The organism is Fundicoccus sp. Sow4_D5 (assembly GCF_052116365.1).
GTDB lineage: Bacteria > Bacillota > Bacilli > Lactobacillales > Aerococcaceae > Fundicoccus.
On the sequence record NZ_JBQKLF010000007.1, the window covers coordinates 118,345 to 134,851 of the forward strand.

Below are 16,507 nucleotides of genomic sequence, written 5' to 3' on the forward strand. Positions count from 1 at the left end.
TTGTTTTATTTAACTCAACTTAAATCGCTTACATTTTCAGAGTTGCTTTTATTCATTACAGCTTGTGAATTTTCTAATGGTTCTGAAGGATTGTGTTAATCGAGTTAATTGGCAATATAATATTTGATTCAAATATAAATTTAATCAAAATTTAATGATTTTACCCCCTGTTTATTTGTTATTTTTATGGTTGTTTCTTTCTTTTCAACTTATATTGTTGTATCATATAATTATAAAAACTAGTATTTTTTTAAAGAAATGGAGGGAAATTAATGTATATTTCAAACGTGAACTCTGCCTCTATCAAATTGAAATCGATAGAATCAGAAAAAACTGCCGTTACTGAAACTCAGACAATCCAATCAGATGACCAACTAATTCTATTGTATATCCATAAAGGCGCTCTAAACTATAAACACGATGGCCACCAAGGTGAAATTAAGAAAAGAGATTTGGTCATTCTTAATCCGCACCAGACAATTGAAATCGAACCTATTCGTAAAATTGAGTGGATTCAAATTAGATTGACTGGCATTCTATTTACTTCTTCTTTAGAAATCAACTCAGCTAACCAACTGTTTATTATCTCTGATACAAGCCAAACACTCAAACAATATTTAGATTTAGCTTTGATTGAAAAAGACCAACGTTTCCGTGGTTCTGAGATTATTCTCAAGAAATTACTTGAATGTGTGATGGTACATATCTTAAGGAATAACGAATTATCGATTAAAGACTCAAGTGTTCAAGTTAAACACAGTGAAATCGAAACGATTCAACAGTATATTCGAGATAACTATTCTCAAAAGTTATCACTTGATGATTTGTCTGAGCTAGTAAATATTAATAAGTACTATTTAATCAGACTGTTCAAACAACAGACAGGTTTATCACCTATTGATTATCTTATTCATGTTAGACTTGCCGAAGCTGAAAAATTACTTGCACATTCAAACGTGACGATTTCAAAAATTTCAGACATGGTGGGCTTCCACTCCCCTTCACATTTCTCAAAAACTTTCAAAGAAAGCAATCACTGTACTCCTTCTATCTATCGTAAACGTTATGCAAATAAAAACGAATCAACTGAAATCCTATAATAAAAAAGACCTTGATAGAAGCAATCATTCTAGTATTCTAGAATTTTCTACTTCTAACAAGGTTTATTTTTTTCGATGAATTAGCACAGTTACATCTAAAGTAATCTTAAGGCCTAGACTATCTAGTAAGTCTTTTCTTTGTTCTTCGCTTAAGCGCCAGGTTAAAGGCGTCATTTCAATTAGTGCTTGCATTTGCTCGCTAGTCAAATCAACGGTATCTTGAATCCGTTCTACTTTTGCATCGGCATAATGCTTCATGAAAGTTTCGACAATAAGAGTATTATCATAAGATTCATCTTCTAAATGCCCGAACTCAGCTAGCTTATTTCTAATTTCTTTCAAGTAGCCTGCATTTGGCACTATTTTGATCAAGTGGCCGTTGGGTTTTAGGACACGATTGAATTCTTCATAGTTTGCTGGTGAAAGAATAGATAAAATCACATCAAACTGTTGATTGGCAAATGGTAATTGCGTCAAATCTGCTACTAAAGAGAGCATATGACCGTTATAATCACTCGCCAATTGAATGCCTGCTTTGGCTAAGTCGATGCCTATTAGTTGAGAATCGACTGGTAAATGCTGTTTTAATTGTTGTAAATGACTGCCTTCTCCGCTTCCGGCATCCAGTATAGCTAGTGGTCTTGACGCATCATCGCTTACCAATTCAATTAAGCGTCGATGTAATTGATGATACAAGTTGCTATGCGTTATGATTAAACGTCTTGAAGAAAAGAGGGCTTGATCGTAGCGATTAGACATAGATTTATGAGCTAAAAAGTAATAACCCTGTTTACTCATGTCAAATTGATGCCCATTTGGGCAAGTCAAACTCTTCTCATTTAATGTCAACGCTTCTTGGCAATGAATACATTGAAATTGAACGTGATTAACTTGTTCAAACCAATGAAGTGTTCGGTCACTTTTGCTCATCGAGGTTAAATCTACTTGCATAAGTTTCTCCTTTTGAATCTTATAAAAAAGTGATGCCAGTGCGTATTTACACACCTGCATCACTTAGTCATTAAAGTTAATTATTATTCAATTCCACGAACTTCACGAATGACATCTGCAATTTGGTCGACATAAGTATTCACTTTTTCATGTGTGGACGCTTCTGCCATTACACGCAATAATGGTTCAGTTCCACTTGGTCGAACTAAGATACGCCCATCGCCATTCATTTCGCTTTCTACCGCTTCAATGATTGCTTTTACTTCTGGCTCGTCCATCACTGTATGTTTGTCACGTACGCGAATGTTAACCAGTTTTTGAGGGAAAATAGTCACTTCCGCAGCAAGTTCTGATAATGATTTGCCTGTTTCTTTCATAACAGAAAGTAATTGAACTGCTGAAAGTAAGCCATCACCGGTCGTATTTAGGTTTAAAAACACAATATGACCTGATTGCTCGCCACCTAATGTATACTTACCTTTACGCATCTCTTCAACAACATAACGGTCACCTACTTGAGCTTTCAGTGCCACCATACCATTTTCTTCGATTGCTTTATGGAAGCCAATGTTACTCATAACAGTTGATACAATTGTGTTATCCGCTAAGCGACCTTTGCTCTTCAAGTGTTTACCACAGATAAACATAATTTTATCTCCATCAACTAATTCGCCATTCTCATCAACAGCAATTAATCGATCGCCGTCTCCGTCAAAGGCTAAACCAACTTGTGCGCCTTTTTCTTTAACGAATTCTTGTAAGGCTTCTGGATGTGTTGATCCTACACCATCATTAATGTTAAGACCATTTGGTCGGTCACCCATTGTATAGAAATCAGTTTCTAAATCAGCGAATAATTGGTTAATTAATGGTGCTGTTGCACCATTAGCTGCGTCGACACAAACTGAAATGCCTTCTAAATCACTAGGGATTGTCGTTTGTAAGAATTGAACGTATTTAATAGTACCTTCCGGGAATTCATCAACTGTTCCTAAACCTTCTGTACTTGGGCGTGGTAAGTCATCTGCTTGTGAGTCTAATAAGGCTTCGATTTCATATTCTTGGTCATCAGATAATTTAAAGCCGTCTGCTCCGAAGAATTTAATTCCATTATCTTGAGCTGGGTTATGTGATGCACTAATCATCACTCCCGCTACCGCATTTTGCGTACGAGTTAAATAAGAAACAGCCGGTGTTGGCACAACGCCTAATTGCATTACTTCAATCCCAACGGATAGTAAGCCAGAAATTAAAGCTGCTTCTAGTAATTGTCCAGATATTCTTGTATCACGAGCCACTAACACACGTGGATGTTCGATTTCTGGAGCATGTTGCATCAGAATGTAACCCCCAAAGCGTCCTAATTTAAAAGCTAATTCGGGTGTTAATTCCTCATTGGCAACACCTCTAACACCATCTGTACCAAAATATTTTCCCATTGTATAAATTCTCCTAACTTTCTCGAAATTAATTTCATTTTAATTGAATAAAGTAAATGACTTGTCTCGGCTTTATTCGGATGATTCGGATGTTTCAGATTGTGAAGCACTACTTTCAGTTGATTCCGAAGTCGTTTCGTTCGGAGTTGAAGACTCGACAGGGCTTTCTTCCGAGATAACTTCACTTGTCGATTCAACTGTCTCTTCAGACTCTACAGATTCTTCTATCGTTAGTGGGGTTAAGGTCACAAGTACTTCACTTTGGTCAATACTACTACTGATAATCGTTTCAGGTAGCTCTAAGTAACCCGTAACGGTCCCAGTTTCTGTCAATGCTGACACATCTACCGAAACATTAATACCGTTAATCTGATCGAGCACCGATTGATTAGCTTGTAAGTTGACTGTTGCCGGCCCTGAAAATTTATAAGCATACGTATACTTCTCAGGATTTTCACCAACTGGAATAATCGATAAGCTGACTTCTTTGACAATCGGGCGTACTTCTACATCCGCATCAATTTCAGTCGCACTTGCATTGATATCTAGTAATTGACCTTCACTGTTTAAAATTTGAAGACGATATTTCTGTATAAAATTCTCTGTTTGAGGGCTATCACTGCTTATTTTAATCACCACTTGTTCAATTTCCGCAATCGTTTCAGCCTTACCTGTTAACGTAACTTCTGCTAATGATAAGTTAACTTCTCCAATTTTATAACCTTCAGCGACCAAATTATCGGCGATAATATAATCAACTGGAACCGTGATCGTCTCTCGACGTGATATTTGTACCACATGGCGAACTGGTGTGATTTGATACTCAACTTCTTCTGGTAGGCCTGTCGCTATTAAACGAATCGTTTGACGACCGGTTGATATCCCTCGCAGATCTTCAGTTTGAACGATGAAATCTTCAATCGTGACTTGAGCGATAATATTACGCGGCCCTGTCAATTTGACCGTCACACTCTCAGGCAATTCACTGACAAAGACATCTTCATCGTGATCTCCTAAATAGACTGGCACATTCGAAATGGTTTCACTTGTTTCAATGCTAGCAAATTGTTGATTGCTAATTGCTTGAAATTGATCACTGTTTTCAGAAGATACGAAAGCGTATAAGAACAATGCAAAGACAAAAGAAATAATTCTGACAAACCATATATTATCGAATACTGATTGTTTCATTATTACTTACCACCTTTCTGAGTAAATTTGGCGGTAAAAAAATTACGAATATCATCGAAAATATCTTGTTCGCTATCATCTTCGTCACTAACCATTAGATTTTGGTCTAATAAAAAGCGTAAGTTCTTCTGATCCAAATCACGGTGCAGATGATCATGTTTTACCATACTGATACTTCCCGTTTCTTCGGATACTATTAACGTCAAAGCATCGGTCACTTCACCCAAACCAATCGCTGCACGGTGACGTGTCCCTAATTCTTTTGGAATCAGATTACTTTCCGAAAGCGGAAGATAACAAGATGCTGCAGCAATACGATAGTTTGAAATAATAACCGCTCCGTCATACAAAGGAGTGTTAGGAACAAATATATTAATCAGCAATTGATTACTAATTTCAGAGTGCATCACCGTTCCGGTTTCAATATACTCTTCTAGCTTATCGTTAGCTTCAATTGAAATTAGCGCACCAATTTTTCGTTTTGACATGTATAAAAGTGCATTTTCTAAATCATCAATTAATTTTTGACTAGGATTCTTTTGATTTCGACGGTTTCTAAAGAGATTCCGTCCTAAATTCTCAAGCGCTTTTCGTAACTCAGGCTGGAATAAAATAATTGAGGCAACGACTCCCCAAGAAATAATCTGACCAAGCAACCAATCAATGGTTTGCAAACCGAGCGTCGAACTGATGAATTTAGCCGCAATTATGATTGCTACACCTTTTAGCAAATTCATTGCCCTTGTACCGCGTGCATAGATAATTAGACGGTAAATCAAGTACCAAACCAATAGGACATCTAGAATACTAGATAATGGACGATTCGTAAAAAAGTTAATTATCCAATCTATCACAGTATCACCACCTTATTTTCATTTCTCTGTTTTATTATAACATATTCTTGATGAGTCTCTCTTCTAACATCTTTTATTATAACAGTATCAAATCATCCGATAAAGCCTTCAAACATTACAATAAAATAAAAAAACACTTTAATAGACTTTGAGTCAGCCATTTAAAGTGTTTGGTTTTAATGCGTATGGTGTGTATGGTCACACGTTTCGTTTTTTGAAGGATATTGACGTTTGAATGTGAAATGATCAGGAACGGGATCACGTCCCCCTTTAAAAAATGGATTACATCTCAAAATTCGAACAAAGCCCATTAGGCTCCCTTTTAAAGCACCATGGCGCTCGACTGCTTGAATGGTATAACTCGAACAAGTCGGATAATAACGACAACTTGGTGGAAACGCTGGTGAAATAAACTTCTGATAAAAGCGAACTATACTGATAATTATTCTTTTCATTTACATCATACTTTCTATATGAACTACCAACCAAAAAATAAGTCAGCAAAAAATTTAATAATATTAGAAGACATAAAAGTGAAAACAAATAAAGAAATCGGCCGGTAAAATAGAACCAGTTTGAAAAATTCTTTAAATGACATCTTAGACATTCCAGAAATAATACAGAAAATATCATCTGGAAAAATTGGTAAGATAAAACCTACAATTAACAGCTTCTTAAAGCCGTTCCCGCGGTCCATTCTTTCTTTGTAGCGTAGATAGGTTTTGTCATCAATAAAGGCTAACAAGAAACCTTCTCCGAATCGACGGCCTAAGTAGAAATTAATACTCGAACCAATCAACATGCCAATACAATTGAATACAAACCCCCACCAATGTCCGAAAATTAAATCACCTATCACATTTGTTAAGCCAAAGGGAATAATCGGATAAATAATTTGCGAAATTTGAACGAGTATAAAAATGATTGGACCAAAGAAGCCTAGCTTAATCAACAAATCACCAAAGCCGCCTCCTGGTCTAAAATACGTTGATTGGAGAATAAAATAAGCGCCAATAAGCGTGATGATTATTCCAAGTATGGTTGTTATGCGAATAATTTGTCGCTTTTGCTCTAAAGTTAATGAAAACATACGATTCTCCTTTTGAAAGTAATACATATTTGTTCCAATTATAAGATAAGATAAAAAAAGAAAAAGCGACTTTAGCCTTATTTGTATTCAATACTTTTAACTTTTACGTATTAACCATATAATAACGGTATATGTTATAAAAGCGTTTATAATTAAAATAACACAAAGGAGCGAAATTATGTACCTTAATCGAATAAAAACCCTACTTAATGAAATGAATAAAGAAAATGTCGCTAATTTACTCATTAGCGATCCGACGAGCATCGCCTATTTAGTGTCTTACCACACGTCTCCAGGGGAACGTTTACTTTTACTGGACGTTCAACAAGATGGACGCCTTACCTTGTATCTAAACCAACTCTTTCCAGCTTTTGAGACTCAAGAATTACTTGAGGTGGTTGAAGTTAGCTATTACTCGGACGGAGAGCCTGTTCTTTCAAAGATAGCACAGTGCCTTAAGCTTGGAAAAACTGGGATTGATAAAAATTGGCCTAGTCATTTCTTGTTAGATTTAATGCAAATTGTACCTGACTTCCAACCCGTTAAAGGCAGTTATTTAATCGATCAGTTACGCTCAATTAAAACTGATGATGAACAAGCTGCAATGAGAGTCGCTTCTTTAAAAAATGATCAAGCAATGGAAGAGCTTTTTAAGTTAATTCCTTTAGGGCTACCTGAAGATAAAATGGTTGCACACCTAGCAGGTTTATATTCGGCATTAGGCTGCGAAGGTTTTTCTTTTGAACCGATTATCGCTTACGGTGCTAATGGTGCCGATCCTCATCATGAAACCAATCAAGATCAACCTGATTTAGGGGAGAGTGTCGTCATAGACATCGGTAGTTTTTATCAAGGTTATGCCTCAGATATGACGCGAACCGTCTTTTACGGTCAACCAGATGACGAATCGCTTAAAATCTATCATACCGTTCGTTTAGCTAATGAAGCAGCTATTGCAATGATTAAACCTGGTGTCAAATTTTCAGAAATAGACTTAACCGCTCGTAACATTATTGAAGAAGCAGGTTATGGCCCTCACTTTACACACCGTCTTGGCCACTCGATTGGTCGTGAAGTTCATGAAATTGGGGATGTCAGTCAACATAACCATGACCAAGTAAAAGTCGGAAATGTATTCTCAATTGAACCAGGTATTTATATCCCTGGAAAAATCGGCGTAAGGATTGAAGATTTAGTCATTGTCACTGAGAATGGTTGCGAAGTGTTGAACCATGTGACAAAAGAACCACTCATATTCCAACCCAATCATTTAGAGAAATGAGGCTAGTAAATGGAGACAAATCCCTATTACAGAAGTTTTAAGCATACTCTCTTGCTGAGTTTTGTTTTAGTGATTCCTTTTCTGATTCTTTGCGTGATGGGAATCTTTGACAGCTATATTTTACAAGTGTTTGACACATCAATCGGCAGTTTGTTTTACAATCGTGGGAGCGACTTATTAACAAAAATAGTAATAGCTTTTACTACAATTGGTAACCCAATGTCCGTTGCCCTCATTGTGTTGGCTATCGCAGTGCTTGTTTTAGTCATTCAACGCGATTGGAAAAGCACACTGTGGTATATCCTGACTGTCTTTTTAGGAGCAGCTGTTTTGAACAGCTTAGTAAAAAATGTTTTCCAAAGAGTTCGTCCTGAATTGACTCACTTAATCGAACAAGAAGGTCACTCTTTTCCAAGTGGACATGCTATGGGAGCTGTCATTTATTTCGGAGCACTCGCTTATTTAATCTATTATTTCTCACAGAATAAGTCATCCCAAGTAAAACAAAGCCTAATGGGTTTAACTGTTATTTTTGTTCTTTTAATGGGTATTAGCCGTTTATATTTAGGCGTTCATTACCCAAGTGATGTGTTAGGTGGCTATTCATTGGGCAGTGCTTTTCTAGTATTGGCCATTGATTATCATCGTCGCTGGCTTCGTGCAAACAAGTCTTCGAAGTTTTAGCTTGGTACGATATATGCTATAATAAAAGAAAGAAAGTGGCTTAGTTACATCTGTCTAAACATCAGTATTTGTTTGTCTCTACGTATGTCCTCATTAAGGAGATGATAATGATGAATGAACTATTGAAGCAATATTTCGATGCGTTTCATGAATCTTTTCCTGTGTCTGATTTTAAAGGCAGCCGTGAAGAATTAGAAGAAGTACTCCGTCGCTGTATAGAAAGTGGAATCGCTTATCATGACGACTATCTTGGGCCAGAAGAATTTGAATAAAAATAAAGCATTTATAGGCTACGTCACAGTGACTGGCCTATAAATGCTTTTTATTATTTTCTGATACCTGACATACCTACACCAATCGCAATTCCAATCGCGATTCCTACGCCTATATTCTTCATGGCTAAACCAATGACAATACCGACGATTAATCCAATGATAATACCGAAGCCGCTTTTTTTTAGAGGTTTCCCATTTTTATGATGACTCATATCCCCACTCCTCAGTTTTTTTCAGTTTATCACGAATGAGGAGAAATCGAAACAATTTCGCTGTGCAATGCATTTGCTTTTTCCAGTTCAAATGCAATTTCTAACAGTGTTATTTCTTGGCCTTTTCTAGCGGACAGTTGTACTCCTAAAGGCATCTTATTTTCTGTTTCATAAATAGGCAAACTAATGGCAGGTTGCCCCGTTAAGTTCTGTTGCTGTGTAAAAGGAGTATACGCTAAAGACTTCTCAAACATCTCCCAAATCATTTCCTGTTGTTCAGCCGGCTTAAAATCATCGATATTGGACAGATTTTTTTTGACTGCTTGTGTCAAACTGAATTCTTCTTGTAAAGGTGCAATGTTGTTTGTCGCTGGCATCAACAACAAATCAATTTGTTGACTTTCAAAAAAATGTTCTGACATAACGGTTAAATAATCCCAATACGATAGTGCTTCTGTAAAATCGACACCTGTAATTGATAAGCCTGAACGATATAATGCCCAACTCATCAACTCCATATCATCTTTACCTACTTGTCTTCCTAAAGCTTGTTCAATCCTTTTCATCATCGCCGCTGTTTCTACACCGTTCATTTGATAGTAACTCTCCATAGCTTTCACACCGTCTACTTCAGGTTTAGCTTCAACTAGATGATGCCCCAGATCTTCTAAGTACTTAACTGCTTGTTTGACAGCTGATTCTGCTTCAATGCTGACTTTCGTTTGGATTGGAGAGGTCAGTGTAAAAGCGATTTTTAATGGACGTTTAGGAATACTTAATGTTTCTGTTTGAATCATTGGCAAACTAAAGGGTGCTTCTAATTGCTCAACTTGTAAAGCTTTTAACAGGTTAAACGTATCTCTTACTGACTTAGTCAAAGCAAAGTTCACCAAAGCTCCTTGCCAACCTCTGTAACCATTAGGACCTACTGGTATGCGACCTCGTGAAGGCTTTAAGCCAATTAGTCCTGTAAAGCTCGCAGGAATTCTAATCGAGCCACCTCCATCACTGGCAGTGACAATTGGTACTAAACCTGCCTTTAAAGCAGCAGCCGCACCTCCACTTGAACCACCTGGATTTCGTTTCAAATCTAGAGGCGAACTAACAACACCATGCAACTCAGAATCACTAATGTTCTTAAAACCAAACTCTGGAGTATTCGTTCGCCCTACCACTACAAAACCAGCAGCTTCAATTTTACTGACAAACAAATCGGTTTGACTGGGAACATCATTCTGTGTCAAACGAGCGCCACTTGTGCTTAATACCCCGGCTTGATTTTGCCCCAAATCTTTCAAGAGAATCGGCACACCATAAAAAGGCGGTAGGGCAAGTTGATCCTCTTTAGCCATTGCTTCGAATGCTTGATCCATTTCTAGAGCTCGTTTAATGGCACGCTCTTTTTCAACGATTGTTACCGCATTTAAAATTGGATTGAATGTCTCTATATTCTCGAGTGACCTTTGCACTAGTAATTCACTTGATACGATTCCAGCTCGTATTTGTTGTGCGTAGTAAGTAGCATCTTGTATAAATAGCAAAAATAACACCTCCGTTAATTTAATCATAGTTTAGCACAGTCTAACAGAAACATAAAAAATACAGCCTGCGTTGTCACCTTTAATTTAATTTAGGTTGACGAATAAGCGTCATTCTGTTATTTTTAGTCTAACAAGAAGAAAAGATCAGGAGAAATGAATCGATGAGCGTACAAAAATTAGTATTAGAGTATCTTATGTCGCATCAAAATCAGCCAATATCCGGCCAAGCTTTAGCAGATGAATTTTCAGTCTCTCGCAATGCGGTTTGGAAAGCGATTGAGATTCTTCGTCAAAAAGGCTATCAAATAGTTAGTCAAGGAAACACGGGGTATCAGTTAAAAGGGATGAGTCATCAGTTAGATCCCGAACAAATTCTTCATCAGATTGATGAAATGTGGGAAGGCTTGTACATTGAAAATCATAAAGAGGTAACCTCTACCAACGATTTGGCTAAACAATTTAATATTACAAACAGGGGGCAAAACGGACTATTCATTGCCGAAAAACAAACGCAAGGCCGCGGTCGAAGGGGGCGCAATTTCCATTCTGATTTATCAAAAGGTCTATATTTTTCATTAACCATTAGACCTAAAGTTGATGACCCACAAGATGTGCCACGTTATACAATTGCAGCAGCAACAGCCGTTGTTCAAGCAATCGAAGCACTCACAGATAAAGACATCAAGATTAAGTGGGTTAATGATTTATTTTATAACGGACGAAAAATTTCTGGCATTCTTTCAGAAGCAGTCACTGACTTAGAAACAGGCGGTTTTTCAGCCATTGTTATTGGAATCGGCATAAATTTATCAGGTGATTTTTCAGCCGCATCGCAAGATGTTCAAGACGTGGCCGGCACACTTTTTGGTGAGTCTCTACCTGAGAGTTTTAATCCCAATCAATTTTTGAAAACTTTTCTGAATTATTTTGGTCGTTACCATTTAGATTTATTAGCCCCAGATTTCCTATCTATTTACCGAGATCACTTATTGGGATTAAATCAAGAGGTGACCTATCTTATTAATAAAGAAAAGCACCGCGGAATAATTGAAGGAATCGATACGGACGGCCATTTGCTCGTTCGCCAGACCAACGGACAATTAGAGACACTCATTGGTCAAGAAGTACATTTTTCAAGTAAGCAATTCGCCCAACAAGCAGACACTCAGGAGGATACCCAAGATGAAAACTAGAGATATTACATTATCAGCTTTAATGATTGCAATTCTGGCGATCAGTTCACAACTATCCATTCCGATTGGACCAATTCCGATTACTTTACAAACATTTGCGGTTCTATTGATTGGTATGATTTTGCCTAGCAAACATGCTTTCATCGTCACTAGTGCTTACCTTCTATTAGGACTAATAGGATTTCCAGTCTTTGCGAATGGTTCAGGTGGTATCCAATCATTTTTAAGCCCTGCTTTTGGCTTTGCCATAGGTTTCATCCCAGCAGCCACAGTCATGGCTCGCTTTCTTGAAAAGAAAAACCAACCAAGTTTACCTCATTATCTCATCGCCTCATTAGTTGCAACACTCGTTTTGTATTCAATCGGACTAAGTTACATGAGCTTTATACTCAATGTTGTCCTAGGTGCTCAAATGACCCTACCTCAAGTATTAATGGCCGGCATGTTGCCTTTCTTACCAGGTGATATCTTAAAAGTTTTTCTCAGCATAGTTGTAGCACAAAGACTCAGAACGCCTTTACAAGCAAGCATCAGACCGTCCATTTAAGTCGCACGTTTTACACAATAGGACCAACAGCAAGACAAACTAAAAAAAGAGAATATAAAATTAAACGAGCGGAAATATTGAGTGTTACCTCAATATTTTCGCTCGTTTTTGTTTCCATTTAATATAATTTTCTCTTTACTTTAATCGTATTTAACAGGATAAATACTCTTTTGATTCTGATAGAAAGTAAAGAACGAAATTAAAAGTGAAAAAATCAGACAGACAATCGCAACGATTCCTAAGAACGCATCGCTTCCACTTGTGTTAAGTTCCATAAAAATACCGAAAAAGGCCCATGCTATCGGTAATGGAAACGATGCATTCTTTACAATAAATAGCACAAGAAATGTGAATAAAGCCGCAACAACCATTAAAATAGTTGCCCAGTTACTATCTGTTAGCCCCCAACCACCCCAGTTTATTTGAACGAGAAAAGCCGCTAAATTGACAACAGACGCAATAAATAGCCAACCTGTGTTTAAACCAATCGTTAAAGGAATAAGCCACTCACGCTTTTGATTTATTTGTTTCAATCGCATCATCATAATACTTAAACTAAATAAATAAGCAAAAATAAACAGTGTAGATAAGCCGATTAATTGATAAGAAAACAATACAATCCAAATCATATTGCTAAGATAGGATAACCAGAGAAATGGGGTAATTCGCTCAATGACTTTACTGTAATAGTGATCCTTATGCTTAACTACCATTGTAATCATGCTTATAATTAACAGACTATAAATGACACTCCAAATACTGAATGTAAAACCAGCTGGTGTGATAAGCGTGTGGTAAGTATCTGAAACTTCCGCTTGAGATGTTCCGTTAATCTGTCCAGTTCCTCCAAGAAAGTTAACAAAAATTGTCAGTAATAACAAACCTAGATTAATCCACGCTTTAGTTTTCGTTTCCATTTTCATTTCAATACCTCCATATTATTGAGTGATGACATCAGAACTTGTGATTAATAGCGTCTAATTGTTTTTGGAGTAAGTCTAATTGTTTCATTAATTCTAGTAAGTTCAGCCCTGCAAAATCACATGCTGCTAAATGCGTTAAAATTGATCTATTAATAGTAGCCTTATGTCCATAAGCTTTCTCTGTTAAGAAAATTAACCGCATTCGTTTATCAGTTTCAGGTGTTTGACGTTTAATCCAACCATTTTCCGTCATACGCTTTAGAATTGGATTCAGTGTTCCTATGCCCATTCCAGTCCGAGCAGCGATGTCAGAAATCGCTACCCCATCCCATAAAGCCAACAAAACCAAATACTGAGAAAAAGTTAATTCAACCGGTATCAGTGTTTGAGAATATAGTTTTCCTATGCCACTAGAGGCCCTATACAAGCGAAAGCATAACTGTTCGTCTAATAGACTATCAAAAATTGTATCGTCCATTTCATCTCCTTTTCTTTAATCCTTGCTTTGCTTCTTTAATTAGTTAAAGCGTTTTTAAATGTATTACAAAAGTTCATCTCTTTATGGTTTGAAGAGATACTGTCCATTATTCTGTGATAAAAGCTTGCAGCTAATCAAACGGTAAGCGACACCCCCATCAACTTAATCAATCCTTTCCTAAAACTTCTCAATGCTCGCATGAAAGTTTTGGACCACTTCCTCCCATAAGCGAATAAAGCGTCATGGAATACTTCCCTCTGGATTTTTATTTACTAGTTCAACTACTTCTCGATCCTGCTTTGCCTCTCTTTCAAAGTGTAAACGACGTCAAATCATCAGCCAGCCTTTTAACACATGTTCTTTTCCTACCAGTTAAAATTTTTTCTCATAAAATTAAACTTGATATACTTTAGACACTCGAACTGCGCTGGGTAAAAACCAGTCATATCAATTCCTACAACGATTCCCTTTATCTTTCATTTCATCATTGTATTTCATTTGACAGCTTTAGCCTATTATATGATAAGTATTGCGCGCTGCACATTAATATCACCGCTATCGTATAATGTATTTTCTATTCTAAATTTTTTAAATACAAGCGCTTAGTTTTTTCGATAGCTAATTCTTTACAAGCACAGTAGCGCCAAGTAAGATTAAAGAAACTCAAACGCATCACTTAATAACATATTAACATATGACTTACTGTGTCAAAATTCATTCGAGCTTACTCGATTAGAAATACAATTTAAACCGCCTGCTCTGAACTTTACTTTCACTTGTTTCTGAATAAAACACATCCTCAACGAGGCCATCATATTTTATTTTTTCAAAAGACTCTGAAAGTTGTTCAACACTGTGATTGATAGCCATCATTTACTCTTGAAGCTAATGATAGGCTAGGCTAATGTCTTAAAAATTAATCAGACTTGAATATTTCTAGGTAATGAAAACATTAAACCTCTGTCAATCTACTTAACAGTCCTGACAAATCTTTTACAGCATTAGATTATAAAATAATAGAAAACAAAACCTTTGACACACTAGAAAGAATAAGGCTGACAAACCTAGCCGAACGCATAGTAAACAAGCCTATAGGTATCGTAATGTATATGTAAAATCAGACTGTCCTCCATCAGATCTCAATGTATGCCGACCTTTCTAAACAAAAGAAACATCAGGGGGTCAATCCACCATGAAGTGTCACTTACATGATTCATTGTAAGCGATTGAAAGAACAATCAAACTAAGTTGTGACACTATATTGCCCCAATGTGGCAATAATATCATGGTAATATTCTTAAAAATAAGTGACAAATGAATTCATTAATAAAGGAGTGGAGTAAACATGACAAAAACATTTATGCCCAATGTATTGGAAACTGTTCAAAAGATGCAAAGATTGCGTAGTCGAACGCTCGGCAGTCGCGGTTTATCTTTACGTCTTGACGGGTTAAACCAGATAAGGAGACTACTAGTTGATCATGAAGATCGTTGGCTTTTGGCTTTAAAAGAAGACTTAGACAAACCCCTTTTAGAAGCTTATGCAACTGAGATAGCCTTTTTACTAAATGAATTAGAGGATACCATAAAACACTTGGCTAAATGGATGAAGCCGGTTGTCAAACATCGATTATTAATTAGTGGTGCAGAAAAAACAAGCGTCACTGCAGAGCCATTTGGAAGTGTACTAATACTTTCACCTTGGAATTATCCTTTACAACTCGCACTGGGCCCTGTGATTGGAGCAATTGCCGCAGGTAATGGGGCTGTCTTAAAACCCTCTGAGTCTGCTCCAGCTGTCAGTCGGTTACTAGCTGAGCTTGTGCCACAGTATCTGGATCCGGATTTACTTTATGTCGTTGAGGGCGACGCTGATGTTGCGAAAACTTTAACTGATATGGAATGGGATTTTGTGTTTTTTACAGGAAGTCCGCAAATCGGAGCGAAAGTCTATCAAGCGGCGGCAAAGCATTTAACTCCAGTTGTTTTAGAGCTTGGTGGCAAAAATCCTTGTATTATTGACGAAACAACTATGAATGAAGAGACGATTAAACATATTATATGGAGTAAATTTTTGAATGTTGGACAAACTTGCATTGCTCCCGACACCATCTTCGTACCACGTTTATTCTATCAACAATTTTTAGAACAAGCCAAGCAACAGATCGTTGACTTTTATGGCGATACCCCTATCAAGTCACCTGACTATGGGCGAATTGTACATAAACAGCATTTAGCAAATTTAACACGTTTTTTAAAGGATGGCCAAGTGTACTACGGCGGAGAAATAGATGAAGCAACGCGCTTTATGGCTCCCACTTTAATGACTGATGTCAAAGAAGGGAGTGCATTGGCTGAGGAGGAAATTTTCGGTCCAATTTTACCGATTATTCCCTACGATTCGATTGATGATGTGATTAAGCAATACCAGACACGACCTGTTCCGTTAGTAATCTATCTCTTTACTAAAAATAAGAAGATGGTTCAGTATGTACAAGAGCGACTAGAAAGCGGAGCTTTGAGTATTAATCAATTAATGGTGCATGTGACTAGTCCTAATACACCATTTGGTGGTAAAGGGCAAAGTGGCTTAGGTAATTATCATGGTGAGGCCAGTTTTAAAACCTTCACCTACCAACGAACTTTATATCAAAAAAAGATGCCCTTTAGCTTACCTCAACAATTCCCACCTTATAGTAAAGTAGCTTTATCTGCCTTAAAACGTTTTAGACGAATTGTCTTTTAAG

17 protein-coding genes are annotated in these 16,507 nt (G+C 37.0%); 7 read left to right on the forward strand and 10 right to left on the reverse strand.

Going from position 1 to position 16,507, the window contains the following annotated elements:
- Positions 1-272 precede the first annotated feature (272 nt).
- Positions 273-1,100: an AraC family transcriptional regulator gene (locus tag ACTQ45_RS09305; protein ID WP_441753121.1), complete on the forward strand. Its 828-nt coding sequence runs from the start codon at positions 273-275 to the stop codon at positions 1,098-1,100.
- Positions 1,101-1,163: 63 nt separating this feature from the next.
- On the opposite strand, the gene ACTQ45_RS09310 is transcribed toward ACTQ45_RS09305, so the two are convergent.
- The 6 genes from ACTQ45_RS09310 to ACTQ45_RS09335 all read right to left on the reverse strand — a co-directional run bounded on the left by ACTQ45_RS09310 (position 1,164) and on the right by ACTQ45_RS09335 (position 6,625).
- On the reverse strand, positions 1,164-2,051 hold the full coding sequence (locus ACTQ45_RS09310; RefSeq protein WP_441753123.1) for a methyltransferase domain-containing protein: 888 nt from the start codon (positions 2,049-2,051) through the stop codon (positions 1,164-1,166).
- A gap of 83 nt (positions 2,052-2,134) precedes the next feature.
- Complete coding sequence (gene glmM, locus ACTQ45_RS09315) at positions 2,135-3,490, reverse strand: phosphoglucosamine mutase (RefSeq protein ID WP_441763522.1); 1,356 nt, start codon at positions 3,488-3,490, stop codon at positions 2,135-2,137.
- 72 nt (positions 3,491-3,562) lie between these two features.
- Positions 3,563-4,681, reverse strand: a complete 1,119-nt coding sequence (locus ACTQ45_RS09320; RefSeq protein ID WP_441753127.1) for a CdaR family protein — start codon at positions 4,679-4,681, stop codon at positions 3,563-3,565.
- 2 nt (positions 4,682-4,683) lie between these two features.
- Positions 4,684-5,535, reverse strand: a complete 852-nt coding sequence (cdaA, locus tag ACTQ45_RS09325) for a diadenylate cyclase CdaA (RefSeq protein WP_441763523.1) — start codon at positions 5,533-5,535, stop codon at positions 4,684-4,686.
- Positions 5,536-5,711: 176 nt separating this feature from the next.
- Positions 5,712-5,990, reverse strand: coding sequence for a membrane protein insertion efficiency factor YidD (gene yidD / locus ACTQ45_RS09330; protein ID WP_441753129.1), 279 nt, complete (start codon positions 5,988-5,990; stop codon positions 5,712-5,714).
- A 23-nt stretch (positions 5,991-6,013) separates the two neighbouring features.
- Positions 6,014-6,625 (reverse strand): TVP38/TMEM64 family protein, encoded by a 612-nt coding sequence (locus tag ACTQ45_RS09335; RefSeq protein ID WP_441753131.1) that lies wholly within the window; start codon positions 6,623-6,625, stop codon positions 6,014-6,016.
- Positions 6,626-6,803: 178 nt separating this feature from the next.
- Here ACTQ45_RS09335 and ACTQ45_RS09340 point away from each other — a divergent pair, with 178 nt between their 5' ends.
- From ACTQ45_RS09340 to ACTQ45_RS09350, 3 genes are all read left to right on the forward strand, one after another.
- Complete coding sequence (locus ACTQ45_RS09340; protein WP_441753132.1) at positions 6,804-7,907, forward strand: M24 family metallopeptidase; 1,104 nt, start codon at positions 6,804-6,806, stop codon at positions 7,905-7,907.
- 9 nt (positions 7,908-7,916) lie between these two features.
- Entirely contained in the window at positions 7,917-8,591 is a 675-nt protein-coding gene (locus tag ACTQ45_RS09345) for a phosphatase PAP2 family protein (protein WP_441763524.1), read from the forward strand.
- A gap of 107 nt (positions 8,592-8,698) precedes the next feature.
- Positions 8,699-8,863, forward strand: a complete 165-nt coding sequence (locus ACTQ45_RS09350) for a hypothetical protein (protein ID WP_441753135.1) — start codon at positions 8,699-8,701, stop codon at positions 8,861-8,863.
- Positions 8,864-8,916: 53 nt separating this feature from the next.
- Here the strand turns inward: ACTQ45_RS09350 and ACTQ45_RS09355 are convergent, their stop codons facing one another.
- Both ACTQ45_RS09355 and ACTQ45_RS09360 read right to left on the reverse strand, forming a co-directional pair.
- Complete coding sequence (locus ACTQ45_RS09355; RefSeq protein ID WP_441753137.1) at positions 8,917-9,078, reverse strand: hypothetical protein; 162 nt, start codon at positions 9,076-9,078, stop codon at positions 8,917-8,919.
- Between the two features lie 29 nt (positions 9,079-9,107).
- Positions 9,108-10,619, reverse strand: a complete 1,512-nt coding sequence (locus ACTQ45_RS09360; RefSeq protein ID WP_441763525.1) for an amidase — start codon at positions 10,617-10,619, stop codon at positions 9,108-9,110.
- Between the two features lie 161 nt (positions 10,620-10,780).
- Here ACTQ45_RS09360 and ACTQ45_RS09365 point away from each other — a divergent pair, with 161 nt between their 5' ends.
- On the forward strand, positions 10,781-11,812 hold the full coding sequence (locus ACTQ45_RS09365; protein ID WP_441763526.1) for a biotin--[acetyl-CoA-carboxylase] ligase: 1,032 nt from the start codon (positions 10,781-10,783) through the stop codon (positions 11,810-11,812).
- A complete protein-coding gene (locus ACTQ45_RS09370) occupies positions 11,802-12,359 on the forward strand; it encodes a biotin transporter BioY (protein ID WP_441763527.1) in 558 nt (185 codons plus the stop codon). The genes ACTQ45_RS09365 and ACTQ45_RS09370 overlap by 11 nt, the downstream gene beginning before the upstream one ends.
- A gap of 140 nt (positions 12,360-12,499) precedes the next feature.
- Here ACTQ45_RS09370 and ACTQ45_RS09375 read toward each other — a convergent pair whose 3' ends face one another.
- Both ACTQ45_RS09375 and ACTQ45_RS09380 read right to left on the reverse strand, forming a co-directional pair.
- Positions 12,500-13,282 (reverse strand): tryptophan-rich sensory protein, encoded by a 783-nt coding sequence (locus tag ACTQ45_RS09375; protein WP_441763528.1) that lies wholly within the window; start codon positions 13,280-13,282, stop codon positions 12,500-12,502.
- Positions 13,283-13,313: 31 nt separating this feature from the next.
- Positions 13,314-13,760 carry a MarR family winged helix-turn-helix transcriptional regulator gene (locus ACTQ45_RS09380; RefSeq protein ID WP_441763529.1) on the reverse strand — a complete coding sequence of 149 codons (447 nt, stop codon included), beginning with the start codon at positions 13,758-13,760 and terminating at the stop codon, positions 13,314-13,316.
- 1,345 nt (positions 13,761-15,105) lie between these two features.
- On the opposite strand from ACTQ45_RS09380, the gene ACTQ45_RS09385 reads away from it, so the two are divergent.
- Positions 15,106-16,506, forward strand: a complete 1,401-nt coding sequence (locus ACTQ45_RS09385) for an aldehyde dehydrogenase family protein (protein WP_441763530.1) — start codon at positions 15,106-15,108, stop codon at positions 16,504-16,506.
- Position 16,507: the final 1 nt, after the last annotated feature.

Bases quoted from the DNA above. Each gene is read 5' to 3' on its own strand.
- yidD (WP_441753129.1), bottom strand. From the start codon at position 5,990: ATGAAAAGAATAATTATCAGTATAGTTCGCTTTTATCAGAAGTTTATT.
- ACTQ45_RS09380 (WP_441763529.1), bottom strand. From the start codon at position 13,760: ATGGACGATACAATTTTTGATAGTCTATTAGACGAACAGTTATGCTTT.
- ACTQ45_RS09345 (WP_441763524.1), top strand. From the start codon at position 7,917: ATGGAGACAAATCCCTATTACAGAAGTTTTAAGCATACTCTCTTGCTG.
- ACTQ45_RS09305 (WP_441753121.1), top strand. From the start codon at position 273: ATGTATATTTCAAACGTGAACTCTGCCTCTATCAAATTGAAATCGATA.
- ACTQ45_RS09385 (WP_441763530.1), top strand. From the start codon at position 15,106: ATGACAAAAACATTTATGCCCAATGTATTGGAAACTGTTCAAAAGATG.
- ACTQ45_RS09320 (WP_441753127.1), bottom strand. From the start codon at position 4,681: ATGAAACAATCAGTATTCGATAATATATGGTTTGTCAGAATTATTTCT.
- ACTQ45_RS09310 (WP_441753123.1), bottom strand. From the start codon at position 2,051: ATGCAAGTAGATTTAACCTCGATGAGCAAAAGTGACCGAACACTTCAT.
- glmM (WP_441763522.1), bottom strand. From the start codon at position 3,490: ATGGGAAAATATTTTGGTACAGATGGTGTTAGAGGTGTTGCCAATGAG.
- ACTQ45_RS09340 (WP_441753132.1), top strand. From the start codon at position 6,804: ATGTACCTTAATCGAATAAAAACCCTACTTAATGAAATGAATAAAGAA.
- ACTQ45_RS09370 (WP_441763527.1), top strand. From the start codon at position 11,802: ATGAAAACTAGAGATATTACATTATCAGCTTTAATGATTGCAATTCTG.
- ACTQ45_RS09375 (WP_441763528.1), bottom strand. From the start codon at position 13,282: ATGAAAATGGAAACGAAAACTAAAGCGTGGATTAATCTAGGTTTGTTA.
- ACTQ45_RS09355 (WP_441753137.1), bottom strand. From the start codon at position 9,078: ATGAGTCATCATAAAAATGGGAAACCTCTAAAAAAAAGCGGCTTCGGT.
- ACTQ45_RS09350 (WP_441753135.1), top strand. From the start codon at position 8,699: ATGATGAATGAACTATTGAAGCAATATTTCGATGCGTTTCATGAATCT.
- ACTQ45_RS09365 (WP_441763526.1), top strand. From the start codon at position 10,781: ATGAGCGTACAAAAATTAGTATTAGAGTATCTTATGTCGCATCAAAAT.
- ACTQ45_RS09335 (WP_441753131.1), bottom strand. From the start codon at position 6,625: ATGTTTTCATTAACTTTAGAGCAAAAGCGACAAATTATTCGCATAACA.